The sequence below is a fragment of the Pseudomonas sp. Arb-4-2C genome (genome assembly GCF_055755015.1).
Genome location: NZ_CM146899.1, coordinates 5,802,256 through 5,826,636, shown reverse-complemented (window position 1 = coordinate 5,826,636; position 24,381 = coordinate 5,802,256). Strand labels below are relative to the sequence as shown.

Sequence of the window (24,381 nt, the reverse complement as noted above, 5' to 3'; positions counted from 1 at the left end):
CCTCTCTAGTGCTATGTCGGGACTGAACAACCTTCCAGCCGACACCCCTGACGCTTACCGAGGATTAAAAAAATGACTATCAAGACCGCTGCTGCTGGTGCCGCTCTCGCTTTGGCCGCTGCCACAATGTTTGCCGGTGTCGCTACCAATGCGATGGCAGCCGATGCCCAGGTTCACTGCTACGGTGTGAACGCCTGCAAAGGCCAGAACGACTGCAAGACCAAGGACCATGCGTGCAAAGGCATGGGTTCCTGCAAGGGGCAGGGCTTCAAGGCGATGACTCAGTCGGCTTGCGAAAAAGCCGGTGGCAAGGTCGGCGAGTAAGCCACCTGTGAGTGCTGCCGCAGCGGGTGATGCCGCTGCGGCCACTTTGCAAAGGAGTCCTGGCATGTCAGCTTCCGTTCCTTTCCTGGGCTATGGCCTAGGTTTGCGCAGCGCCTATTACCAGCAGATCCTCGAACAGTCGCCGGCCGTGGACTGGTTTGAAGTGGTCTCGGAAAACTTCATGGTGCAGGGCGGCAAAGCCTTGTACTTTCTCGACGCCATTGCCGAACGCTATCCCGTGGTGATGCATGGCGTGTCCCTATCCATCGGCGGGCCGCATGACCTCGATCCGGACTATCTCAAACAGCTCAAGCACTTGGCCGACCGGGTCAAACCGGCGTGGATCTCCGATCACCTGTGCTGGAGCCGCGGCAATGCCCATCAGTTGCATGACTTGCTGCCGCTGCCGTACACCGAAGAAAGCCTTGAGTACATCGCCGCACGCGTGACGCAGGTGCAGGACGTGTTGCAGCGGCCGTTGGTGCTGGAGAACGTTTCCAGTTACGTGCGCGCAGCCTGCGATGACTTCAGCGAATGGGAATTTCTGCAGGCACTGAGTCGCGTCAGCGGCTGCGAGTTGCTGCTGGACGTCAACAACGTCTACGTCAGCTCACGCAATCACGGCTTTGATCCGTGGACGTTCATTCAGAGTTTGCCCAAGGACAAGGTGCGCCAGCTGCATCTGGCCGGGCATAGCGATTACGGTGACTACGTGATCGACACTCACGATCATCCGGTCAGCGATCCGGTCTGGGCGTTGTATCAACGCACCCTGGAGCACTTCGGCCCGGTGGCGACGCTGCTGGAGCGCGATGATCATTTCCCGCCGCTTGAAGAACTGCTCGACGAACTGCACAAGGCCCGTGAACTGGGTGATCGGGTTTTGGCCGGGAGACAGCCATGCGCCTGAACGAATGGCAATTGGCATTTGAGGCCTTTCTGCTGGAGGACGCGACGACGTCGCCCCCGGCCTTGACTACCAGCCTGATCGGCGGCCCGACGCTGGATGTCGACACCGGGCTGGCGATCTATCACAACGCCTACAAGGCGCGTTTGCTGGAAGTGCTGCGTAACGACTTCCCGGCTATCCATCACTGGATGGGGGATGAGGAGTTCGATGGGCTCGCCAGTGCGTACATCCGCCGATACCCGTCGACGCACTACAGCCTGCGTTGGCTCGGTCGTGGTTTTGAAGCGTTTATCCGCGAGTATCTGATGCCGGAGCAGAGCGCGCCGTTGAGTGAACTGGCAGCGCTGGAGTGGGCGTTCACGCTGGCTTTTGATGCGCTGCCCGGTGTGCCGTTGACGATTGAGGCGATGGCGGCGCTGTCTGCCCAGGAATGGCCTGCACTTCAGCTCAAGCCGACGCCCTCGGTGCAATGGCTTGAGCAGCGATTCAACAGTCTGGCTGTGTGGCGTTCGGTCAAGGAAGCGACGGATTTCCCCGACAGCTCGGCACTTCAAGACCCGCAGGTATGCCTGGTCTGGCGCAATGATCTGCTGTGCAATTACCGCAGTCTGGAACCGGCCGAGGCCAATGCCCTGAACGGCCTGTTCAACGAGGGTTGGAATTTCGCCGAACTGTGCGCCGAGTTAGCAGTCATCTATGGTGAGGGCGCACCACTTCAGGCCGTGACCTGGTTAAAGCAGTGGGTGCATGACGGCCTGCTGGAGCGTCTGGAACGATAGGCTCGGCTTATCAAATCGATAGCCTGCTATTTTTCAAGGATGGTCTACCCTCAGATCTGACGTCTGAAACAAGGGGGATTTTCCATGCTCGCGCAACTTCCACCGGCCTTACAGAAACTGCAGCTTCCGCTTCGCCTGCGGCTCTGGGACGGCCATGAGTTCAATCTGGGGCCGGCGCCCAGCGTCACCATCGTGGTCAAGGACCCGCAGATGGTCACCCAGTTCACGCATCCAAGCCTCGACGCGCTGGGGGCGGCGTTTGTCGAAGGCAAGCTTGAACTGGAGGGCTCGATCAGCGAGGTCATCCGGGTCTGCGACGAATTGAGCAGCGCCTTGCTCGATGAAGACGACGGTGCCCAGCCAGTGCGTGCAGTGCACGACAAGGAAACCGACGCCAAAGCCATTTCCTATCACTACGACTTGTCCAACGCGTTCTACCAGCTGTGGCTGGACAGTGACATGGCGTATTCCTGCGCCTATTTCGAAACCGGCAGTGAAACCCTGGAGCAGGCGCAACAGGCCAAATTCCGTCACCTGTGTCGCAAGCTGCGTTTGCAGCCGGGCGACTATCTGCTGGATGTCGGTTGTGGCTGGGGAGGCCTGGCGCGTTATGCCGCGCGGGAATTCGGGGCCAAGGTGTTCGGCATCACCCTGAGCAAGGAACAGCTGGAACTGGCCCGGGAGCGGGTCAAGGCCGAGGGCCTGGAAGACCAGGTCGAACTGCAACTGCTCGACTACCGCGACCTGCCTCAGGACAGTCGCTTCGACAAGGTGGTCAGCGTCGGTATGTTCGAACATGTCGGCCATGCCAACCTCGCCGAATACTGCAAGGTCCTGTTCGGCGCGGTGAAGGAGGGCGGTCTGGTGATGAACCACGGCATCACCGCCAAGCACACTGATGGCCGTCCGGTGGGACGCGGTGCGGGTGACTTCATCGAAAAATATGTATTCCCCAACGGTGAGCTGCCGCACCTGTCGATGATTTCGGCCGAGATCAGCGAAGCCGGGTTGGAGATTGTCGACGTCGAAAGCCTGCGCCTGCATTACGCGCGCACGCTTGATCACTGGAGCGAGCGTCTGGAGGACAACCTCGAAGCCGCCGGGAAACTGGTGCCGGATCAGGCATTGCGCATCTGGCGCCTGTATCTGGCCGGTTGCGCCTACGCTTTCGCACGTGGCTGGATCAATCTGCACCAGATTCTCGCGGTGAAGGCGCATCCGGACGGCAGCCATGAACTGCCCTGGACCCGCGACGACATCTATCACCCTTGAGGCCTGAACCATCCCCCTCTCTCGTCGAGAGGGGATGAGCCTCTCAGAGAATCGGTGAGATAAGCCGGGCGATCCGCATGCCGAGCTGTTGCAGGCGGTGGACCTCCCGGCTTTCTTCTTTGGCGATTTCGTAAGCCTGGTCGAAGTCCTCGTTGAGCATGTGTTCCACGCTGGCGGCGAACTCGCTGTCGACGGTCAGTAGCATCACTTCAAAATTCAGCCGGAATGAACGGTTATCCAGATTGGCGCTGCCGATGGCGCTGATTTCGCTGTCGATCAACACCACTTTCTGATGCAGGAATCCGGGTTCGTAGCGGAATACCCGCACGCCGGCGCGCACCGCTTCGAACGCGTAGAGGCTGGACGCGGCGTAGACGATGCGGTGATCCGGGCGCGAAGGCAGCAGCAGGCGCACGTCGACGCCGCGCAGCACTGCCAGGCGCAATGCGGCGAATACCGCCTCATCGGGAATGAAATACGGGCTGGTGATCCACACCCGTTCCGTCGCGGCATGGATTGCTTCGACGAAGAACAGCGAACAGGTTTCGTAGGCGTCGGCCGGACCGCTCGCGAGCAACTGGCAGAGCACGCCGTCCTCCGGGTAGACATCCGGCAGGATCAGTGGCGGCAACGTGCGCGCGGCCCAGAACCAGTCCTCGGCAAACGACTCCTGCATGCAGGCCACCACTGGGCCACGGACCTGGACATGGGTATCGCGCCATGGCGCCAGTGGCGGCTTCTCGCCCAGGTATTCATCACCGACGTTATGCCCGCCGACAAAGCCGAGCACGCCATCGACCACGACGATTTTGCGGTGGTTGCGGAAATTCACCTGAAAGCGATTGAGCCAGCCGCTGCGCGTGGCAAAGGCTTTGACCTCGACACCACCATCGCGCAACGCCTGCACGTAACTGTGGGGCAAGGCGTGACTGCCGATCCGGTCGTAGAGCAGATGAATCGCCACGCCTTCGGCGGCTTTTTTCAGCAACAGGTCGCGCAGGCTTTGACCAAGACGGTCGTCATGGATGATGAAGAACTGAATCAGTACGGCTTCACGCGCTTGATCGATCGCCTGGAAAATCGCCGAAAAGGTCGCGTGGCCATTCACCAACAGTTGCACTTCGTTGTTCGCCAGACACGGCATGCGCCCCAACTTGGGCATGGCGCGCAGGGAGGCGTAGGCATTCGAGGCGCGGGCGGTGAGGGCTTCTTCCACCCACGGTCGCCAGTTCAACTCGGAAATTGCCTGACGCATCTGTTCGTTGGCCTGGCGCCGCGCCTTGATGTAACCGTCGAAGGTGCTACGGCCGAACACCAGATAGGGGATGAGCGTCAGGTAGGGAATGAAAATAAGCGACAATGCCCAGGCGATCGAGCCTTGGGCGGTGCGAACGGTCAGCACCGCGTGGATCGCGGCGATCAAGCCGAGGCTGTGTATCAGGGCGATCAGATAACCGAAAATGTGCGGTCCAAAATAATCCATGGGGCAGCCTTGCTCCTGAAGATTCAATGCGTAACAGACCATGTTCCAGCGCGATTGTCGCTATTTAATTGGCCCATGAACCGAAGCCATCGGCCGACGTCTAACGGCCACTACTGATCAGGAGTTTTTCGATGAACGTTCGTCTGCTGGGTTTGGCGCTGGGCCTGGGTTTGGCAATGCCGTTGGTGGCGCAGGCGCAGATGCTGCAGCCGGGGCTGTGGGAGATGACCTCGAGCAACGTCAAGGTCGATGACCAGCCAATGGATGTGCAATCGATCCTCGGCCAGCTTCAAGGTCAGATGACCCCGCAACAACGGGCAGCGCTGGAGAAGAACGGGATCAATATTGGCGGCAAGGGCATCCGTGCGTGCCTCACGCCGCAGCAGGTCGCGACCAACGATATCCCGCTGGCCGATCCGCAGTCGGGCTGTAAACAGCAGATCACCGAGCGCACCGGCAATCAATGGAAGTTCCGTTTCAGTTGCCCGAAAGCGCAGGGGACTGGCGTCGCCACGTTCCTCAGTGATCGGGAGTTCACCACCGTGGCCAACGGCACGTTCAATGCCATCGGCATTAACCAGAAGGGCAGCCTGGAAACCCGCGCGGTGTGGTTGGGTCAGGATTGCGGCACTGTTAAGCCAAGAACGTAAAAGCTTCGCGAGCAAGCCCGCTCCCACAGTTGGAATGCATTTCCCTGTGGGGGCGAGCCTGCTCGCGAAAGCGTTTGATGATCAGCGCATATACCGCAACGGTAGGCCCTGACACCCTTCATTGATCCGTCCGCCATCCCACGCAATTTGCCCCGACACCAACGTAGTATTCACCCGGTGCCGGAAGGTTCTGTTGGCAAACGGCGTCCAACCGCACTGCGACAGAATCGGTTGCCGAGACACTTCCAGAGCCGTCGGTTCAACCAGCACCAGATCCGCCCAATAGCCCTCACGCAAATAACCCCGATCGGGAATCGCAAACAGATCTGCCACCCGGTGACTGGTCTTCGCCACCAGCGTGGTGATCGGCAACACGCCGTCGGCCACCAGTTCCAGCAGCGCCGGCAAAGCCTGTTGCACCAGCGGCAAACCGCAAGGTGCCTCGGCGTACGGGCGCTGCTTTTCCTCCCAAGTGTGCGGTGCGTGATCGCTGCCGATCACATCCAGTCGATTAGTCAGTAACGCCGCGCGCAAGGCATCTCGGTCGGCCCGGGTCTTGATCGCCGGGTTGCATTTGATCAGGTTGCCCAGGGCCGGGTAGTCGCGGTCATCGAACAGCAGATGATGCAGGCAGACTTCAGCCGTGATGTGTTTCTGCACGAGCGGCTTGTCCGCGAACAACTCGAGTTCGCGAGCGGTGGTCAGGTGCAAGACGTGCAGACGGGTGCCGTGCCGTTTCGCCAGTTCCACCGCCAGTGAAGATGAGCGGTAGCAAGCCTCGGCATCGCGCACCCGCGCATGAATATTGGCCGGCAAGTGTTCGCCAAGGCGTTCGCGCAGTCGGGCTGCGTTGGCCTCGATGCTCGGCGTGTGTTCGCAATGGGCCAACAGAATCGTTGGCACTTCGGCGAACAGGCGCTCGAGAATCTTCGGGTCATCCACCAGCATGTTGCCGGTGGAGGCACCCATGAACACTTTGACCCCGGCGACTTCGCAGGGATTCAGCGCGGCGACCGTGTCGAGGTTGTTCTGGCTCACGCCGAAGTGGAAGCCGTAATTGGCCACAGAGTTGATCGCCGCCCGACGCTTTTTGTCGGCCAGCGCTTCGAGGGTGAGGGTGGCCGGCTGGGTATTGGGCATGTCCATGAAGCTGGTGATGCCACCGGCTACCGCCGCTCGGGACTCGGTGTGAATGCAGCCCTTTGCCGGTGCTCCCGGTTCGCGGAAATGCACTTGGTCATCGATCATGCCCGGCATCAGCCACTGGCCACGAGCGTCGATCTCCACCCGTGCATTTTCGCCGTCGATAGTGCGCGCGATCTTGACGATGCGGCCATGGCTGACCAACAGATCCCCATCGAATTCGCGTCCTTCGTTGACCAGTCTTGCGTTGCGAATCAGCACGCTGCTCATGGTTCAGAACTCGTTCTGCAAGGCTTTGTACCCGCGCACCAGATCGACGTTGGTGCGCGCCACGTCTTCGGAAAACTCCGAGGCGCTGACACTCACCGGCGGGAACTGCGAGAGGTCGGTGTTGGGGCCGATGCGGGTGGTGGAGGGCACGTAAAACGCGTCCGGCAAATCGCGGCCATCGACCACCGAGTTGTGCCGCACCACGCAGCCGTCACCGACCACGCAATTGAACAGCACACTGTTGAAACCGATGAATACCCGGTCGCCGACCACGCAGGGGCCATGCACGATCGAGCGGTGAGCGATCGAGGTGAATTCGCCGATGGTCACGGCGGCGCCGGATTTGGAGTGGATTACCACGCCGTCCTGGATGTTCGAATTGGCACCGATGGTAATCGGCTCCATCGCGCCTGAGGCGTCCACCTCATCCGCGCGAATCACGGCGTAGGGGCCGACGAACACGTTTTCGCCGATGACCACCTTGCCGCAGATGATCGCGGTTTTGTCGACGTAGGCCGACTCGGCAATCTGCGGCAGATCACCTGAAGGATTCTTGCGGATCATGGTTGGCTCAGTGCGTTGTAAAGGGTGTTGAGGTTGTATTCGAAAAGCCCGGCAAAGGTGCTGGCCGGACCACTGGCGGCGAGGGCATCGGAGTACAACGTGCCGCCGATGTGCGCGCCGCTTTCGTCAGCGATCTGCTTGAGCAGGCGCGCGTCCTTGATGTTTTCCATGAACACCGCTTTGACTTTGGCCTGGCGGATCTGTGTGATCAGTGCGGCCACTTCGGCAGCCGAAGGTTCACGCTCAGTGGAGAGACCTTGCGGGGCCATGAAGTCGATACCGTACGCCTGACCGAGATAACCGAACGCATCGTGGCTGGTGACGATCTTGCGATTGCCCGGCGGTAGCGAACCGAGCTTGGCCTTGGCTTCGGCAAGCAGGGCATAGATCTGTTTCAGGTAGGTCTGGCTGTTGCGTTGGTAGTCGGCCTTGTTCGCCGGGTCGGCAGCGATCAGCGCCTTGGTGATGTTGGCGATGTACAACTCGGTGTTGGCCAGGTTGTGCCAGGCATGCGGGTCGGGAATGGTCTCGCCGTCTTCATCGAGCGAACGCGGAATCACACCGTGGCTGGCGCTGATGAGCGGAGCCTGGGTGCCGGTGCTGGTTACCAGGCGATCGAGCCATGGTTCGAAGCCGAGCCCGTTTTTGATGATCAACTTGGCCTTGAGCAGCGCTTTGGCGTCGTCCGGTGTCGGCTCATAGGTGTGTGCATCGGCGTCCGGGCCGACCATGTTGGTGATCTGAATATGCTCGCCACCGACCTGATGCACCATGTCGGCAAGGATGCTGAAGCTGGTGACCACCGGCAATTTTTCCGCCGCCGACAACGACATCGACAGCAGCAAGCTGAACAGCACGAGTAGAACGCGCATCGGAAAACACCTCATTGGGATGTAAGCGAAGGTGGGCGGCGCAGCAGACCGTGGACCGGCCCGAACACCACGGACAGCAGATAAGCGCCACCGGCGACCAGGACGATGGCCGGCCCGCTGGGCAGCGAGTAGTCGAACGACAGCAGCAATCCGAGCCACACCGACAGGCAACCGATCAGCGCCGCAATGGCGATCAGCACTGGCAGGCGTCGGCTCCAGAAACGGGCCGCGGCGGCTGGCAACATCATCAGGCCGACCACCATCAAGGCACCAATGGCCTGGAAACCGATCACCAGATTGAGCACGACGAGGGTCAGGAACACGCCGTGGGCGAGGGGGCCGAGACGGCTGACGGTTTGCAGGAATAAGGGATCGAGGGTGTCGAGCAGCAGCGGTTTGTAGATGACTGCCATGGCGATCAGGCTGAGTGCCGAGACCCATAACATGCCGTGAAGTGTAGGGCCGTCGACCGCGAGTGCCGAGCCGAACAACAGGTGCAGCAAGTCGAGGCGTTTGCCGGCGATGCCGAGAATCAACACACCGCTGGCGAGTGAGATCGGGTAGATGGCGGCGAGACTGGCGTCTTCGCGCAGGCCAGTGCGTCGGGTGATCCAGGCGGCAAGCCCTGCCATGCTCAGGCCGGCACCCAGACCACCCAGGGTCAACGCGGGCAGACTCAGGCCGGCGAACCAGAAGCCCAATGCTGCACCGGGCAGAATGCCGTGGGCGACCGCGTCGCCGATCAGACTCATACGCCGCAGGATCAGGAACACGCCAAGTGGCGCCGTGCTGCAGGCCAGCAGCAATCCACCCAACAGCGCTCGGCGCATGAATACGAACTCGCTGAACGGTTGCCAGAAATGGCTGACGGCGAGCATCAGGCCACCTGCGTGCTGGGTGTTTGCTGGATCAGTTCGGCGCTGGCGCCGAACGCGCATTCCCGGTTTTTGATTAACAGCGTCTGCGGGATATGTTGGCGAACGGCCGCAAGGTCGTGGCAGACCACCAGCAATGTTCGACCTTCGGCGTGCCAGGCGTGGATGTGTTGCCAAAGCAATTGCTGACCCAGTTCATCGAGTGCGGCGTGGGGTTCGTCGAGAAGCAGTAACGGCGCGTCAGCCAGGCTTAAACGGGCGAGCAACGCGCGTTGCAGTTCGCCGCCGGAGAGGGCCATCAGTGGGCGCTTTTCGAGCCCGTTCAAGTGCCAGTGTTCGAGTGCGTTGGTCAGGCGTTGTGCGCGCAGTTGTGTCGATAGCCGGCGGCCCCAGAAACCAGCGGCCACCAGTTCCTCAAGACTGATGGGGAACTGTCGGTCGAGGTGTTGCTGTTGCGGCAGGAACGACAGTCCACCTTGGCGTGGAACGCCTAGCGCGACTTTTCCGGATAACGGTTTCTGCAATCCCGCGATGACTTTCAGCAGGCTGCTTTTGCCGCAGCCGTTAGCGCCGACGATAGCGCTCAGGCTGCCGCTTTCCAGCGCGATGGTGAGTGGGGAGGTCAGCGGTTGGCCCGGGGCGCCCCAGCTCAGGGTATGGCAGCGGATCATGCAAGCTCCCGGTGCCAATGACTTTCGGCGACGGCATCGTGGGCGTGCAGGCTTTCAGCATGAATCACTCGCAGGTGGAATCCGCTGACGCCGGGCGAGCGGCGCAGGGCCAGATTGAGTCGCCGCGCGGCGTCTTCGCAGAACATCAGGTTTTGCCCATTGGCCAGAGCGAAAGCTTGTTCGTCGGCGCGTTTAACTGCGGTTTGCACGGCGGTACCGAGCGCGGCTTCGGCGTCGTTGATGATTACGCTCAAAGGCAGTTCGTCGATGAACTCCTCCAGGTCCATGTGCAATTGCGCGGTGCTGCGTTGGCTATGCGGCGTGGCAACGATGCCGTGGCTTGATCCAAGCCACGCCAGAACCTCTGCGTGCTGAAGTGGCTTGTTGGCAAAATCATCGATGAATTGCTGCTGGATCAACTGCCGCGCTAGTGCTGCCGAGCACGGGCAAGTTGAGGAGTAGGGCACTTCGATTTTCAGTTCCACGTGGAACACTTTGTTTTTCAAGCTGGCACAAATGCTCACTGGATAGCTTTTCCAGCCGGCCAATGGGCTGACGAGCGCCGGCCTTTTCAACAGAACTTCGCTATGGATACTCAGGTAGGCGTTACTGGATAAACCATGGTGACTATCCAGGAAATCCTCGAGTACCTGACGCAAAACCCGTGGAGAAAGGTTCTGCCGCTCAAGCGTCGCCAGGGCCAGATACAACCGTGACATGTGAATGCCGCGTGCCTCGCCATCATCGAGACTAACGCCCGCATCAGCCTTCGCGCTCAGGCGTTGGCCCTCGAATAAAACGGGCAAGGCAATGCCGCGCATTCCCACCCACTCAAGCGGTAGTGCTTGGCGAGCGGCTTGAGTGGCGATATCCGGAAGTGTCAGCGAATTCATGTTCGGGACCATCGTGTTGATTGAATTGAATGTTACATTATAACAATTCAAATCACGATGCCTTTTTCATGAACGGGTTTTCATATGCACAGACGCCATTTGCTCAATTTGTTCCTGGCCAGCGCTGCCTTCGCCTTGCCGTTCAGTGTGTCAGCTGCTCAGGTACGCAACGCGCGGCTCTGGCGTTCTGATGAAAAGCTGCGATTGGTCTTCGATTTAAGCGGCCCCATCCGCTACAAAACCTTCTCCCTGAGTGCCCCGGAACGCTTGATCATTGATCTGTCCGGGGCAAGTTTGAGTGGTGATTTCAGTCAATTGGTGTTGGCGAACACGGCTATTCGCGCCATCCGCTCCGGGCACTTTGGTCAGGGAGATACCCGTATCGTTCTCGATCTGAACAATCCAGTGCTGTTGAACAGCTTTCTTTTGGCGCCGCAGGACGGCCAGGGTCACCGCTTGGTGCTGGATCTGGTGAGCGCCAAGCAGGCCCCGAACACGGCAATGGTTCCACGTGAAACACCCACCAATAAGCCTCACGCCAAGCGCGACATCATTGTTGTGGTCGATCCTGGACACGGCGGAAAAGACCCAGGCGCGGTCGGTGCCAAGGGCGAGCGAGAAAAAGACGTCGTACTTTCCATCGCGCAATTGCTCGCCAAACGGCTGAAAAAAGAGAGAGGTTTCGACGTCAAACTGGTGCGTAATGACGATTTTTTTGTGCCACTTCGCAAGCGTGTGGATATCGCTCGTCAGCACAAGGCCGACATGTTTATCTCCGTGCATGCCGATGCAGCACCGCGTCTGACGGCCTCGGGAGCTTCGGTGTATTGCCTGTCCGAAGGTGGCGCGACGTCAGCGACAGCACGCTTCATGGCGCAGCGCGAAAATGGCGCGGACCTGCTCGGCGCTACCAGTCTGCTCAATCTCAAAGATAAGGATCCGATGCTCGCCGGCGTGATCCTCGACATGTCGATGAACGCCACCATCGCCGCCAGCCTGCAACTCGGCAGCACTGTACTCGGCAGTCTGCAAGGCATCACCACGCTGCATCAGAAGCGCGTGGAACAGGCGGGATTTGCTGTCTTGAAGTCGCCGGATGTGCCGTCGATTCTGGTGGAAACCGGCTTCATTTCCAACGCGCGTGATAGCCAGCGGCTGGTGACGACCCGACACCAACAGGCTATCGCTGACGGTTTGTTCGAAGGATTGCAGCGTTATTTTCAGAAGAACCCGCCAATCGACAGCTACATCGCCTGGCAGTTGGATCAGCGAAAAGCGCAGGTCTAGCAGCCAGTGATCCGGCTGCAGGTGAATTTCGCACTGCTGCCTCCCGAGCTGGAAAAGCGATTGATCGTCGTCCAGCCGACTCGACGGGTGTAGCCGACCCAGGCTTCTCCGTCAGAGGCGATTCCGGTGAAAAACGTCAGTTGGCCAAAACGACTGTTGGTCTGCGCCCAGTAGCGTTTGCCGTCCTTTTCAAAGCCCCGCAGGTAAATCGTACTGCCCACGGTATTCACACTGTAAGCATTGCCTTGCGCATCGACACAGGCCAGCAGATTGGCGCTGCGTGTGCAGTTGGCGAGCATTGGGGTTTGTCCCCAGGCGTTCGCACCCGACAGCAATGCAAGGCTCAACAGTGAGCATTTCAGGGCTTTTTTCATCACGGTTCCGGACGGGCAGATTGCGTGCAGCTTCCTGCTCTTTGTCGGTTTGAGCAAGAGCGGGTCTGGCTTATTCATATTGTTATACTATAACATTAAATTTGAATTGAGCCTGAGCTCGCCGATTTAAAGCGTCTGCTTCTGCCACAACGCTGTTTTGAAGCCAGAGAACGCGGTGCGTTACGCCATTTCCCGGCATAAGCGCCCATCGGCCACCACCTGATGAGGATTATCCAATGTCATCTCCGCTTCCCGTGACCGTTCTTTCAGGCTTTCTTGGCGCCGGAAAAAGTACACTTTTGAATTACGTACTACGTAATCGAGACGGCTTGCGTGTCGCTGTCATCGTTAACGATATGAGCGAAATCAATATTGATGGCAGCGAAGTCCAGCGCGATGTCAGCCTGAACCGCGCTGAAGAAAAACTTGTAGAGATGAGCAACGGCTGTATCTGCTGTACGTTACGCGAGGACCTGCTTGAAGAGGTCAGCAAACTCGCCCGCGAAGGTCGTTTTGATTATCTGCTCATCGAATCCACCGGAATTTCCGAACCGCTGCCTGTCGCCGAGACGTTTACCTTCCGCGATGAGCAGGGCCAGAGCCTCGCCGACGTTGCGCGACTCGACACCATGGTTACGGTAGTCGACGGCATGAATTTCCTCATCGATTACCAGGCTGCAGAGAGTCTCGCTTCCCGTGGCGAAACATTGGGGGAGGAAGACGAACGCTCGATCACCGATCTGTTGATCGAGCAAATCGAGTTCGCCGACGTCCTGCTGATCAGCAAGATCGACCTTATCAGCCGCCAGGCGCGCGACGAGTTGACGGCAATCCTCAAACGCCTCAACGCCCAAGCGCAAATCATCCCGATGGTGATGGGCGAGGTGCCGCTGGAGCAGATCCTCAACACCGGGCGTTTCGATTTCGAAAAAGCCGCCCAGGCCCCGGGTTGGTTACAGGAATTGCGCGGTGAACATGTGCCGGAAACCACCGAGTACGGCATTGCCTCCACCGCTTACCGGGCGCGTCGCCCGTTTCATCCGCAGCGCTTCTACAACTTCATTGACCGTCCGTGGACGAACGGTAAATTGCTGCGCTCCAAAGGCTTCTTCTGGCTCGCCAGTAAAGCCACCGATGCGGGCAGTTGGTCGCAGGCGGGCGGCCTGATGCGCCACGGTTTTGCCGGACGCTGGTGGCGTTTTGTACCCAAAAACCAATGGCCGCAGGATCAGGAAAGCACCGCTGCAATCATGAAAAACTGGACGCCGAGTGTCGGCGATTGCCGTCAGGAGTTGGTGTTCATTGGTCAGAACATCGATTTTCCACAGCTCTCTGCTGAACTCGACGCCTGCTTGCTGACGGATCAGGAAATGGCCGATGGTGCCGAAGGTTGGCGCCTGCTGCCGGATCCGTTCGGCCCTTGGCACGACGAGGCTGCCTGATGCTTGCGCTCAAACTGCAACAGAACCGGGCGCGCTGCCAGCATCAGGGGGCGACGCCGAAAACCCTAACGCGAATCCTTGAAAATGACGTCAATCTCGCGGTCTGGCAGCGCCAAATGCCGCTGCATATCGCCGATTTCGCAGCGTTGCTGCTGTCGCTCAACGAGCCTTTGGCGGAGTCGCTCTGCATCGAATTGCCGGACGAAGACGCTGACCCCGATCTCAGCGGACTGGCAGCCGGGTTCCGTGATCTGGAAGGCCACGAAGGTTTTATCGCTGATCTGCAATGGCTGGTCAGTGCCTTCGCCTGCTTGCTGGTTGCACGCCGTGTCGGCCTGCGCCTGCGGGTGCTGGACAAGGCCATGTGCCCGCGCTTCCATGTCGATCATGTGCCGGTGCGCCTGATCACCACGTACGCGGGAATCGGCAGTCAGTGGCTCAAGGAAGGGGTGATGGATCGCGAGCAGTTGGGCCAGGCGAACGCCGAGCCGCAGGACATGGCGCAGATCCAGCAACTGCAGAGCGGGGACGTGGCGCTATTGAAAGGCGAGAAGTGGCATGGCAATGAAGGCTTCGGCCTGATTCATCGTTCCCCGCAACCGGCACTGGGTGAACGACGGCTGCTGCTGACCCTCGACTGGCTCGCTTGACGGCTCAAGGCTTGAGCCACTTGCCCTGACTTTGGCCTTCGCAGTACGGCTTTAAATACGCCGCGTCGGAGGCAACACCGTAATAGTGGATATCCTGGCGATAGGGCATATTGGCGACTTGCGCGTTGCTGCACACGCCGAACGCGCCGCTCGGGCACTGGTCGACGTACTGCACCTCGACTTTTTGCCCGGCCAGGGTCGGTTGGCAGAAACCATCGCTGAACAATTTCTCGGGAATATTGCGGTTCTGCTGACAGACCTTGACGTCGAGCCGCTCACCCTGGCTGTGCACAACGCAGGCTTGAGCCAAGGCTTCGCTCGACACCAGCATCAACAGCAACGACCATCCCATCCAACGCATGTCCAGTCCTCTCAGAAAACGCCCAGCCATGTTGCAGAACATTCCCACCCATGTCATCGCCGGCCCGTTGGGCGCCGGCAAGACCAGCCTGATTCGCCAACTGATGGCGCAACGGCCGGACGACGAGCGCTGGGCTGTACTGATCAATGAATTCGGCCAGATCGGTCTCGATGCCGCGCTGCTGACCCGCGACGCCGATGGTATCGCACTGGGTGAAGTCGCCGGGGGCTGTTTGTGTTGCGTCAACGGCGCGCCGTTTCAGATCGGCCTCGGCCGTTTACTGCGCAAGGCCAGGCCGGATCGGCTGTTCATCGAACCGTCCGGTCTGGGGCATCCGGCGCAATTGCTCAAGCAATTGAGCGAGGCGCCATGGCGGGGTGTGCTCGCAGTGCAGCCCTGTGTGTTGGTGCTGGATGCACAGGCGCTAGCTGCCGGGAAAACCTTGCCGTCCGCTCAGCAGGAGGCGCTGGCCTGCGCCGGTTTGCTGTTACTGAACAAAGCCGAAAGTCTGGATGAAGCCATGCGGCAGACCATCGCCGAGCGTTTGCCGCGGGTCAGGCTGATCTGGACACAACAGGCGCAACTGCCTTTGCTTGAGCTACCGGGTGTGACTGCGCAAGCCGTAGCGGGTGTGGATAACTTCGCCGTACCCAAGGGGGCAGGGCCGATCCCGGCGCTCTGGAGCGATCCGGCAGTGCCGATTTGCCTTAGCCAGGCGCAGGAGGGCGGCTGGAGCATCGGCTGGCGTTGGCATCCGGGCCAGACGTTCGATACGCAACGCATGAGCGCATGGCTACAGGCCCTGAACTGGCGGCGGGCCAAGCTGGTTATCCACAGCGATGAGGGCTGGGTTTCGGCCAATGCTCTGGATAACGCTGAGCTCAACTGGCAGCCGAGCGAATGGCGCCGGGATTCGCGTATCGAACTGATCTTCGCCGATTCGCAGCATATCGATGCTTTGCAGGCAGGCCTGGCGCGATGCCGGGTTCGGGCGGATTAGTTTACGGCTTCCACTTGTTGTGTTCCTGGCGCCACTGACTCAGCTCGATCACTTCGGCCCGTGGGCGGGTGACTTCGACCACCGGCGGCGTGTCGTCGAACGGCGCCGGGTAGGGCGCCAGTTCGATCTGCGCGCTGTGCGCGCCAAACTGGGTGATGGTGCCGTTGTGCCGGGTTTCGCCGGTCACGGTGAACTCGAAGTTGTAGACCCGGGCCAGGCGCCGCCGACCGCTGGCATCCTTGATCAAACCGATTTTCTTCAACGCCACGTTGCCGTCCAGCAGCTCGACGCCGACGTTGATGCAATGCTGCTTGACCCGCTCCAGCGCCCGCTCGCGCAAGCCGTGGTTGTGCCATAGCCATGCGCCGGCAGCGGCGAACAGCATCAGCACGAAGATGTTTTCAAGGGTCAGCATCAACAGGAAACTCCAAAAGATAGGTCCAGCTTAACTGCGTCGCCGGTCTGTCGTACAGGCTGTGTTTCGTCGCATACTGCGCGGCTTGAATTTCAATCGTTTTACGGAATAACCCGAATGAAACGTACGCCTCATCTGCTCGCCATTCAGTCCCATGTGGTCTTCGGCCATGCCGGCAACAGCGCTGCGGTTTTTCCGATGCAGCGGGTCGGGGTGAATGTCTGGCCGCTCAACACCGTGCAGTTTTCCAACCACACCCAGTACGGCCAATGGGCCGGTGAAGTGCTGGCGCCGCAGCAGATTCCCGAACTGGTCGAAGGCATCGCTGCCATTGGCGAGCTGGGCAACTGCGACGCGGTGCTCTCCGGCTACCTGGGTAGCGCGGCGCAAGGCCGGGCGATTCTCAGTGGCGTTGCGCGCATCAAGGCGGTCAACCCGAAGGCGCTGTACTTGTGCGACCCAGTCATGGGCCACCCGGAAAAAGGCTGCAGTGTGCCGGCTGAAGTCAGCGACTTCCTGCTGGAGGAAGCAGCGGCAGTGGCGGACATCATGTGCCCGAACCAGCTGGAACTGGACAGCTTCTCCGGGCGCAAGCCGCAGTCGCTGTTCGATTGCCTGGCAATGGCTCGGGCGCTGCTGACGCGCGGACCCAAAGCAGTGCTGGTCAAGCATCTGGATTATCCGGGCAAGCCGGCAGATGGTTTCGAGATGTTGTTGGTGACCGCTGACGAAAGCTGGCACCTGCGCCGTCCGCTGCTGGCGTTTCCGCGTCAGCCGGTGGGCGTGGGCGATCTGACGTCGGGGCTGTTCCTGGCGCGGGTGCTGTTGGGCGACAGTCTGGTGGCGGCGTTTGAGTTCACCGCAGCGGCGGTGCATGAAGTGCTGCTGGAGACCCAGGCGTGTGCCAGCTATGAGCTGCAACTGGTACGGGCGCAGGACCGGATCGCGCATCCGCGGGTGAAATTCGAGGCGACGGCGATCAGTCTGTAAGACCGCGTTACGTCCATTCGCGAGCAAGCCCGCTCCCACATTCGGCCGCGTTCTCATGGGGGAACGGCGATTAAATGTGGGAGCGGGCTTGCTCGCGAAGGCTATCTGTAAAGCGACATCATTCCAAAGGGCTGATCAGGCGTCGCCCTTGATCTCCTGATAACGCTTCTCCAGCTCCTGGCGAATCTGCCGGCGCTGCTGAGCCTGCATGTAGCGGCGCTTGTCTTCGCTGTTCTGCGGTTGCAGCGGCGGTACTGCCGCCGGTTTGCGCTGGTCATCCACCGCGACCATGGTGAAGAAGCAGCTGTTGGTGTGGCGCACCGAGCGCTCGCGGATGTTCTCGGTCACCACTTTGATGCCGACTTCCATCGAGGTGTTGCCGGTGTAGTTGACCGACGCGAGGAAAGTCACCAGTTCGCCGACATGGATCGGCTCGCGGAAAATCACCTGATCCACCGACAGCGTCACCACGTAGCGGCCGGCATAGCGGCTCGCGCAGGCGTAGGCCACTTCGTCGAGGTATTTGAGCAGGGTACCGCCGTGGACATTGCCAGAGAAGTTGGCCATGTCGGGGGTCATCAGTACCGTCATCGACAGTTGGGCGTTTCCGGGTTCCATAACGTTCTCACGGATCAAGGCTGGATTGCTGGAAGCACCTCTGCGGGTGCCTGGTCGCTTTTTCAAAAGCACCGTTATCGGGACGCCAGGCGACTGGCTGCCGTCACGCCGGTATCGATCTGTTTCCTTATATTGCACCGCCTTCCAGCCGGAAGTCGCGGTGTTAACCTGCAAAAGGCCCTGTCCAAGGGCAATTCCCACACCAAAAGCGGATTTTTACCCAGCTCGCTCAGACCTTTCTGATGTCTGACCGCGGGTCACGTCATACAAGGAGCCCACACCATGCATGCCATCAGCTTTATTCAGGACCTGGCAGTGATCATGCTGGTCGCAGGTGTGGTCACCGTGCTGTTTCACCGCTTCAAGCAGCCGGTGGTGCTCGGCTACATCGTCGCCGGTTTCATCATCGGTCCGCACACGCCGCCGTTCGGCCTGATCCACGACGAAGAAACCATCAAGACCCTCGCCGAACTGGGGGTGATCTTCCTGATGTTCTGTCTGGGTCTCGAATTCAGTCTGCGCAAGTTGTTCAAGGTCGGCGCCACGGCGTTCATCGCGGCGTTCCTCGAAATCGTGCTGATGATCTGGATCGGCTACGAAATCGGCCGCTGGTTCGACTGGAACACCATGGATTCGCTGTTTCTGGGGGCGATCCTGGCGATTTCCTCGACCACCATCATCGTCAAGGCGCTCAATGACCTGAAGATGAAGAACGAGCGCTTTGCCCAGTTGATCTTCGGCGTATTGATCGTTGAGGACATCCTTGGCATCGGCATCATCGCCTTGCTGTCGAGCATCGCTGTCAGCGGTACGGTCAGCTCGGGTGAAGTATTTTCCACGGTCGGCAAGCTGTCGCTGTTCATGATCGTCGCGCTGGTGGTCGGCATTCTGCTGGTGCCGCGCCTGCTGGCGTACGTCGCCAAATTCGAAAGCAACGAAATGCTGCTGATCACCGTGCTGGGCCTGTGCTTCGGCTTCTGCCTACTGGTGGTCAAGCTCGAATACAGCATGGTGCTCGGCGCCTTCCTGATCGGTGCGATCATGGCCGAGTCGCGGCAGTTGCTGAAAATCGAGCGCCTGATCGAGCCTGTGCGCGACTTGTTCAGTGCGATCTTCTTTGTGGCGATCGGTCTGATGCTCGATCCGATGATCCTGCTGCAATATGCGTGGCCGATCGCGGTGATTACCGTGGCTGTTGTGCTCGGCAAGATGTTGTCCTGCGGCCTCGGCGCGTTTATCGCCGGCAACGACGGACGCACCTCACTGCGCGTCGGTATGGGGCTGTCACAGATTGGCGAATTTTCCTTCATCATCGCTGCACTCGGGATGACACTTCAGGTCACCAGCAACTTCCTGTATCCGGTAGCGGTGGCGGTTTCGGTGATTACCACGCTGCTGACGCCGTACCTGATTCGCGCGGCCGACCCGCTGTCGATCAAGCTGTCTGCCGCAGTGCCCAAGCGTCTCGGGCGGGTGTTCGGACTGTACGGCGAATGGCTGCGCAGCATCCAGCCGCAAGGCGAGGGCGCGATGCTGGCGGCGATGATTCGGCGGATCCTGCTGCAGGTCGGGGTCAATCTGGCGCTGGTGATCGCGATTTTCTTCAGCGGTGCGTTCTTTGCCGGACGGCTGTCGGTGTGGATGCAGGACTGGATCGGCGATCCGAGCTGGCAGAAAGCCTTGATCTGGGGCGGGGCGCTGATGCTGTCGTTGCCGTTTCTGATCGCCGCTTATCGCAAGCTCAAGGCGCTGTCGATGCTGCTGGCGGAGATGGGCGTGAAGCCGGAGATGGCCGGGCGGCACACCCAGCGAGTGCGGCGGGTAATCTCCGAGGTGATCCCGATTCTCTCGTTGCTGGTGATCTTCCTGCTGCTGGCAGCCTTGTCGGCCAGTATCCTGCCGACCAACAAGTTGCTGGTGCTGATCGCCGTGGTCGCGGCCGCCGTGGCGGCGATGCTCTGGCGCTGGTTCATCCGCGTGCACACGCGGATGCAGGTGGCCCTGCTGGAAACCCTCGACAACCACAAGGAGTCGTCGGGGCACTGATCAGTCGGGGCGTCTGGCCACTCAGCTTTCCAGCCAGACGTCCCGTGCCCAATGCCAGACCGATTCCCAGGACTCTTCGGTGATCAACTCTTCTTCGCCGGACCACAGCACCACGGTGCCGTCCTCTTCGACGCAGTAGTAGTTGTCGCCGTCCTGGCAGATCGGGATCAGGTCGCGCGGTACACCGATGTCCCACGCATTGGCTGCGACGTCCGGCAAGTAGGTGTGCGATTGCGGGTCGGTGACAGTCACCGGCTCAAGGCTGCCGTAAACCACATCGCTGACGGTCAGCAAAAACTCTTTGAAGACAAATGGGATGTTGATGAAGAGTTCTTCTTCGACTTCAACCAACTGGTCTTCGTCAGGCAACTCCAGGGGAACCGGTACGGGTTCGTTGGCTTCGCGCAGTTGTTCGATGATTTCTTCCACGTCCGGGATCCTCTTGCTTGAATGGCGCGGTTTATATGGGCCGGTTTATACAGTAGCTCGCTATAGATGCAACCGCGAAATAGAAAACCCCAGCCGAGGCTGGGGTTTTTATTACCACATGCGTAGCGCAGAGGGATCAGCCGTTCTGGCGGATACCGGCCACCAGCCAAGGCTGGTTGTCGCCCTGCGGACGTTCCATGTTCCAGCTTTCGCTGAACACTTCGCCCTGGTCGAAACGCGAGGTCTTCGACACGCCGCTGAAGGTCAGGGTGGCGATGGTCTTGTCGGCACGATCATCCACGCCGTCCAGCTGCACTTGCAGGTTGTCGATGTAGGTCGACTGGAAGCCTTCGCCCAGGTCCGCACGCTCACGCTTGAGGAAGTCGAGCATCTGCGGGGTCACGAACTCGGCGATCTTGTCCATTTCGTTGGCGTCCCAGTGCTGCTGCAGCGACTGGAAATGACTACGAGCGGCGGCAAGGAAGTTCTGCTCGTTGAACCAGGCAGGTGCGTTGATCACCGGACGAGCGGCAACCGGAGCGGCCGAGCCACCGAAGATCGAACCCATGGCAGCAGGCTTCTGCTCGAACACTTCACGCTGCATCGGCGCGCCGGCCGGAGCCAGGTGCTCCTGCTGCTTGCGTCGACGGGCGGCAATGAAGCGGAAGATCACGAACGCAATCACGGCCATGATCAGGATGTCGAAGATCTGCATGCCCTGGAAGCCGCCGCCCATGAACATGGAAGCGAGCAGGCCACCGGCGGCGATGCCGGCCAGAGGGCCGAGCCATTTCGAGGCGCCACCGGCCTTGGCAGCGGCGCCAGCGGCACCGGCAGCACCAGCGGTCGCTGCTGCGCCGCCCATGCCTGGAGAAGAAGGAGCCATCTGGCTGGTCTGGTGCGTCGGCGCAGCGCCGGCGCTTTTGCCACCACCGAAGCGCTTGGCGTTGGCGTCGAGGCTCATCGTCAGGCCGATGCACAACGCCATGGCGATGCTAAGAAAACGTTTCATAAAGGGAATTCCCGTTTGTGGAGACACGCGCGCCATGTTGCACAGCTGAAGTGTTACTGGCTAGCGAGAGAGTGTTTCGGGCTTTTGCCTGACAGGTTACGTTCAGCTCGGTCGAGGCAATCAGGCCATGTACTTTTGGCTGTAGGAAAACTGGATAGGTTCAGTGAGAAATTGCTTAGCGACGAAACGCCAGCATCACCACACCCGCCGTGATCAGACCGATGCCGCCCCATTGGCGCAGGTCGAGTTTCTCGCCCAGCAGGATCACGCCGAGCACCGCCACGAGCACCACGCTGAGCTTGTCCACCGGGGCGACCAGCGAGGCCGGGCCGACTTTCAGCGCGCGGAAGTAGCACAGCCATGATGCGCCCGTACCCAGACCGGACAACAGCAGGAACAAGTAGCTCTTGGCGGAGATCGATCCCAAGGACTGATATTGGCCCGTGGCGTACAAAATCAAGGCCAGACTGACCAGTACCACGATGGTGCGCAGCAGGGTGGCGAAGTCGGAATTGACGTTTTCGATGCCGACTTTGGCGAAGATCGCCGTCAATGCGGCGAAAGTCGCCGAGAGCAGGGCCCAGAATGTCCAGGAAGAAAAGAAGCCTGAGCCCATGAATTGCTCCCGTGTCGAATCGAGGTTTACACAAAACCCTGTGGGAGCGAGCCTGCTCGCGAAAGCTTCACTGCGGTTTATCAGATAAGCCGTGGTGATTTCATTCGCGAGCAGGCTCGCTCCCACAGAAACGCAAAACCAGTATTCAGATCGCTTCCAGCTTGGCGTAACCCAGCATCAGCCACTTGCTGCCCTCGCTGAAATTCACCTGCACCCGCGCCTGCGCGCCGGCACCTTCGAAGTTCAGGATCACACCGTCGCCAAAGATCGAATGGCGTACGGTCTGGCCCAGGCTGAAGCCGGTTTCCGGAATCTCGCTGCCGCTGAACAGGTTGCTGCCGCTCATCGACTGGTTGCCGCCGAACGGTCGGCTGACGCTGTTCGACAGGCGCACTTCCTGAATCAGGCCTTTCGGCACTTCTCGGACGAAGCGCGAGACCTTGTTGTAGGTTTCGCTGCCGTACAGGCGTCGGGTTTCAGCATAGGTCATCACCAGATTCTGCATGGCCCGGGTGATGCCCACGTAGGCCAGGCGTCGTTCTTCCTCAAGACGCCCAGGCTCTTCCAGGCTCATCTTGTGCGGGAACAGGCCTTCTTCCATGCCCACCAGGAACACGTAAGGGAATTCCAGACCTTTGGCGCTGTGCAGGGTCATCAGCTGAATGCTGTCTTCGTGCTCGTCGGCCTGGGTGTCGCCGGCTTCCAGCGAGGCGTGGCCGAGGAACGCCGCCAGAGGCGACAGCTCTTCGTCTTCTTCGGTGTTCTCGAAGTTGCGCGCGGCGCTGACCAGTTCCTCAAGGTTTTCCACCCGGGCCTGGCCTTTCTCGCCTTTTTCCGCTTCGTGATAGGCGATGAGGCCCGATTGCTCGATGACAGTTTGCGTCATCAAGTGCAGCGGCATCTCCATGCACTTGGCGGCGAGGTTTTCGATCAGCTCGATAAACGCTCCCAGCGCACCGGCAGCGCGTCCGGTCAGACCTTTATTGGCCACCAGTTGGCGCATCGCTTCCCACATCGACACGTCGCTGTGGCGTGCATGGTCGCGGATCGCTTCGACGGTTTTTTCGCCAATGCCACGGGCCGGCACGTTGATCACCCGCTCCAGCGCCGCATCGTTGCCGCGCCCTTCGAGCAAACGCAGGTAGGCCATGGCGTTCTTGATTTCCGCGCGCTCGAAGAAGCGCTGGCCGCCGTAGATGCGGTACGGAATGCGTTCGCGCAGCAACGCTTCTTCGAGAACGCGTGATTGGGCGTTGGAGCGGTAGAGAATCGCGATATCGCTGCGTGCCAGGCCGGTTTTCAGCGCGCTTTCGATGGTTTCGACAACGTAGCGTGCTTCGTCGTGCTCGTTGAACGCGGCGTACAGGTTGATCGCTTCGCCGTCGCCGCCATCGGTCCACAGCTCTTTACCCAGACGCCCGGTGTTGTTGGCGATCAGGGCGTTGGCGGCCTTGAGGATGCCGGCGGTGGAGCGGTAGTTCTGCTCCAGACGAATGGTCACCGAATCCGCGAAGTCGGACGAGTACTGATGAATGTTCTCGATTTTCGCGCCACGCCAGCCGTAGATCGACTGGTCGTCGTCGCCGACCACCATCAGGCTGTCGCCGCCCTTGCCCAGCAGACGCAACCAGGCGTACTGCACGGCGTTGGTGTCCTGGAACTCGTCCACCAGAATGTGCCGGAAGCGCTTCTGATAGTGCGCCAGCAGGCCCGGGTGATCGCGCCACAGATCGAGGGCGCGCAGCAGCAGTTCGGAGAAGTCGATGACGCCGGCGCGCTGGCAAGCGGCCTCGTAGGCCTCATAGATGCCGCGCATGGTGGCCAGGTACAAATCGCCGCTGGCCTGAATGTGTTGCGGACGCAGACCTTCGTCTTTCTGCCCGTTGATGAACCACTGGGCCTGACGGGCCGGCCAGCGTTGTTCGTCCAGCCCCAGCTCGCGGATCACCCGCTTGACCAGCCTTTGCTGGTCGTCGCTGTCGAGAATCTGGAAGGTCTGGCTCAAGCCCGCTTCCTGCCAGTGCGCCCGCAGCAAGCGGTGCGCCAGGCCGTGGAAGGTGCCGACCCACATGCCGGCCGGGTTGATACCCAGCAACTGCTCGATGCGGTGACGCATCTCGGCAGCGGCCTTGTTGGTGAAGGTCACCGACAGAATGGAGTGGGGCGAGGCGTTTTCGACCTGGATCAACCAGGCGATACGGTGCACCAGCACTCGGGTTTTACCGGAACCGGCACCGGCCAGGACCAACTGACGGCCAACGGGGGCTGCTACGGCCTGGCGTTGGGCATCGTTGAGGGAGTTCAGCAGAAGGGAGAGATCATCGCGCATCGGGGCATTCTAGGGTGCGCCGCAGGCCCGGGCAAACCGAGCTTTGCATTAGCCGATGAAAGTGCCGCCAATGACGACCGGTCGGTCACTGGCTACAGGCTTTGGC

26 protein-coding genes are annotated in these 24,381 nt (G+C 60.2%); 11 read left to right on the top strand and 15 right to left on the bottom strand.

Annotated elements, in window-relative coordinates:
- Positions 1–72: 72 nt before the first annotated feature.
- The 4 genes from bufA2 (at position 73) to cfaB (ending at position 3,285) form a co-directional block, all read left to right on the top strand.
- The gene (gene bufA2 / locus AC0J41_RS26460) at positions 73–324 is read left to right on the top strand and encodes a BufA2 family periplasmic bufferin-type metallophore (protein WP_025112611.1); all 252 of its coding nucleotides are present in this window, start codon (positions 73–75) and stop codon (positions 322–324) included.
- A 64-nt stretch (positions 325–388) separates the two neighbouring features.
- Positions 389–1,234 (top strand): MNIO family bufferin maturase, encoded by an 846-nt coding sequence (bufB, locus tag AC0J41_RS26455; RefSeq protein WP_473013997.1) that lies wholly within the window; start codon positions 389–391, stop codon positions 1,232–1,234.
- Positions 1,225–2,013 carry an HvfC/BufC family peptide modification chaperone gene (locus tag AC0J41_RS26450; protein WP_473013996.1) on the top strand — a complete coding sequence of 263 codons (789 nt, stop codon included), beginning with the start codon at positions 1,225–1,227 and terminating at the stop codon, positions 2,011–2,013. Before bufB ends, AC0J41_RS26450 begins: the two co-directional genes overlap by 10 nt.
- 84 nt (positions 2,014–2,097) lie before the next feature.
- The gene (gene cfaB, locus AC0J41_RS26445; RefSeq protein ID WP_473013995.1) at positions 2,098–3,285 is read left to right on the top strand and encodes a C17 cyclopropane fatty acid synthase CfaB; all 1,188 of its coding nucleotides are present in this window, start codon (positions 2,098–2,100) and stop codon (positions 3,283–3,285) included.
- Positions 3,286–3,328: 43 nt separating this feature from the next.
- On the opposite strand, the gene cls is transcribed toward cfaB, so the two are convergent.
- Complete coding sequence (gene cls / locus AC0J41_RS26440) at positions 3,329–4,768, bottom strand: cardiolipin synthase (protein WP_473013994.1); 1,440 nt, start codon at positions 4,766–4,768, stop codon at positions 3,329–3,331.
- Between the two features lie 131 nt (positions 4,769–4,899).
- On the opposite strand from cls, the gene AC0J41_RS26435 reads away from it, so the two are divergent.
- Positions 4,900–5,418 carry a DUF3617 domain-containing protein gene (locus AC0J41_RS26435; RefSeq protein WP_025112615.1) on the top strand — a complete coding sequence of 173 codons (519 nt, stop codon included), beginning with the start codon at positions 4,900–4,902 and terminating at the stop codon, positions 5,416–5,418.
- An 81-nt stretch (positions 5,419–5,499) separates the two neighbouring features.
- On the opposite strand, the gene AC0J41_RS26430 is transcribed toward AC0J41_RS26435, so the two are convergent.
- From AC0J41_RS26430 to folE2, 6 genes are read right to left on the bottom strand one after another with little or no spacing between them, the layout of a single operon-like run.
- On the bottom strand, positions 5,500–6,831 hold the full coding sequence (locus AC0J41_RS26430) for a dihydroorotase (protein ID WP_473013993.1): 1,332 nt from the start codon (positions 6,829–6,831) through the stop codon (positions 5,500–5,502).
- A gap of 3 nt (positions 6,832–6,834) precedes the next feature.
- Positions 6,835–7,395: a gamma carbonic anhydrase family protein gene (locus AC0J41_RS26425; RefSeq protein WP_025112617.1), complete on the bottom strand. Its 561-nt coding sequence runs from the start codon at positions 7,393–7,395 to the stop codon at positions 6,835–6,837.
- Positions 7,392–8,267, bottom strand: a complete 876-nt coding sequence (locus AC0J41_RS26420; protein ID WP_473013992.1) for a metal ABC transporter substrate-binding protein — start codon at positions 8,265–8,267, stop codon at positions 7,392–7,394. Before AC0J41_RS26420 ends, AC0J41_RS26425 begins: the two co-directional genes overlap by 4 nt.
- Before the next feature lie 11 nt (positions 8,268–8,278).
- Entirely contained in the window at positions 8,279–9,145 is an 867-nt protein-coding gene (locus tag AC0J41_RS26415; RefSeq protein WP_025112619.1) for a metal ABC transporter permease, read from the bottom strand.
- The gene (locus AC0J41_RS26410; protein ID WP_473013991.1) at positions 9,145–9,813 is read right to left on the bottom strand and encodes a metal ABC transporter ATP-binding protein; all 669 of its coding nucleotides are present in this window, start codon (positions 9,811–9,813) and stop codon (positions 9,145–9,147) included. The genes AC0J41_RS26415 and AC0J41_RS26410 overlap by 1 nt, the downstream gene beginning before the upstream one ends.
- Entirely contained in the window at positions 9,810–10,706 is an 897-nt protein-coding gene (folE2, locus tag AC0J41_RS26405; protein ID WP_473013990.1) for a GTP cyclohydrolase FolE2, read from the bottom strand. The genes AC0J41_RS26410 and folE2 overlap by 4 nt, the downstream gene beginning before the upstream one ends.
- Positions 10,707–10,790: 84 nt before the next feature.
- Here folE2 and AC0J41_RS26400 point away from each other — a divergent pair, with 84 nt between their 5' ends.
- Positions 10,791–11,993, top strand: a complete 1,203-nt coding sequence (locus AC0J41_RS26400) for an N-acetylmuramoyl-L-alanine amidase (RefSeq protein WP_473013989.1) — start codon at positions 10,791–10,793, stop codon at positions 11,991–11,993.
- On the opposite strand, the gene AC0J41_RS26395 is transcribed toward AC0J41_RS26400, so the two are convergent.
- Entirely contained in the window at positions 11,990–12,367 is a 378-nt protein-coding gene (locus AC0J41_RS26395; protein ID WP_473013988.1) for a glutamine synthetase, read from the bottom strand. The two genes, AC0J41_RS26400 and AC0J41_RS26395, sit on opposite strands and share 4 nt — an antisense overlap.
- A 236-nt stretch (positions 12,368–12,603) precedes the next feature.
- On the opposite strand from AC0J41_RS26395, the gene zigA reads away from it, so the two are divergent.
- Positions 12,604–13,809 (top strand): zinc metallochaperone GTPase ZigA, encoded by a 1,206-nt coding sequence (gene zigA, locus AC0J41_RS26390; protein ID WP_473013987.1) that lies wholly within the window; start codon positions 12,604–12,606, stop codon positions 13,807–13,809.
- A complete protein-coding gene (locus AC0J41_RS26385) occupies positions 13,809–14,459 on the top strand; it encodes a DUF1826 domain-containing protein (protein ID WP_473013986.1) in 651 nt (216 codons plus the stop codon). The genes zigA and AC0J41_RS26385 overlap by 1 nt, the downstream gene beginning before the upstream one ends.
- A 4-nt stretch (positions 14,460–14,463) precedes the next feature.
- On the opposite strand, the gene AC0J41_RS26380 is transcribed toward AC0J41_RS26385, so the two are convergent.
- A complete protein-coding gene (locus AC0J41_RS26380) occupies positions 14,464–14,820 on the bottom strand; it encodes an NADH:ubiquinone oxidoreductase (protein WP_473013985.1) in 357 nt (118 codons plus the stop codon).
- 28 nt (positions 14,821–14,848) lie between these two features.
- On the opposite strand from AC0J41_RS26380, the gene AC0J41_RS26375 reads away from it, so the two are divergent.
- Positions 14,849–15,820, top strand: a complete 972-nt coding sequence (locus AC0J41_RS26375; protein ID WP_473013984.1) for a CobW family GTP-binding protein — start codon at positions 14,849–14,851, stop codon at positions 15,818–15,820.
- A 1-nt stretch (position 15,821) separates the two neighbouring features.
- Here AC0J41_RS26375 and AC0J41_RS26370 read toward each other — a convergent pair whose 3' ends face one another.
- Positions 15,822–16,235, bottom strand: coding sequence for a DUF3301 domain-containing protein (locus tag AC0J41_RS26370; protein WP_025112628.1), 414 nt, complete (start codon positions 16,233–16,235; stop codon positions 15,822–15,824).
- Between the two features lie 117 nt (positions 16,236–16,352).
- Here AC0J41_RS26370 and pdxY point away from each other — a divergent pair, with 117 nt between their 5' ends.
- Complete coding sequence (gene pdxY, locus AC0J41_RS26365; protein WP_473013983.1) at positions 16,353–17,225, top strand: pyridoxal kinase PdxY; 873 nt, start codon at positions 16,353–16,355, stop codon at positions 17,223–17,225.
- A gap of 135 nt (positions 17,226–17,360) precedes the next feature.
- Here the strand turns inward: pdxY and AC0J41_RS26360 are convergent, their stop codons facing one another.
- Entirely contained in the window at positions 17,361–17,843 is a 483-nt protein-coding gene (locus AC0J41_RS26360; protein WP_003229693.1) for an acyl-CoA thioesterase, read from the bottom strand.
- A 282-nt stretch (positions 17,844–18,125) separates the two neighbouring features.
- On the opposite strand from AC0J41_RS26360, the gene AC0J41_RS26355 reads away from it, so the two are divergent.
- A complete protein-coding gene (locus tag AC0J41_RS26355; protein ID WP_473013982.1) occupies positions 18,126–19,889 on the top strand; it encodes a cation:proton antiporter in 1,764 nt (587 codons plus the stop codon).
- Positions 19,890–19,910: 21 nt separating this feature from the next.
- On the opposite strand, the gene AC0J41_RS26350 is transcribed toward AC0J41_RS26355, so the two are convergent.
- The 4 genes from AC0J41_RS26350 to uvrD form a co-directional block, all read right to left on the bottom strand.
- Positions 19,911–20,318: an SMI1/KNR4 family protein gene (locus tag AC0J41_RS26350; RefSeq protein WP_095113175.1), complete on the bottom strand. Its 408-nt coding sequence runs from the start codon at positions 20,316–20,318 to the stop codon at positions 19,911–19,913.
- A gap of 136 nt (positions 20,319–20,454) precedes the next feature.
- Positions 20,455–21,330: a Tim44 domain-containing protein gene (locus AC0J41_RS26345; protein WP_025112631.1), complete on the bottom strand. Its 876-nt coding sequence runs from the start codon at positions 21,328–21,330 to the stop codon at positions 20,455–20,457.
- Between the two features lie 175 nt (positions 21,331–21,505).
- Complete coding sequence (locus AC0J41_RS26340) at positions 21,506–21,946, bottom strand: EamA family transporter (protein WP_016984014.1); 441 nt, start codon at positions 21,944–21,946, stop codon at positions 21,506–21,508.
- A gap of 145 nt (positions 21,947–22,091) precedes the next feature.
- Positions 22,092–24,275: a DNA helicase II gene (uvrD, locus tag AC0J41_RS26335; protein WP_025112633.1), complete on the bottom strand. Its 2,184-nt coding sequence runs from the start codon at positions 24,273–24,275 to the stop codon at positions 22,092–22,094.
- Between the last annotated feature and the right edge of the window lie 106 nt (positions 24,276–24,381).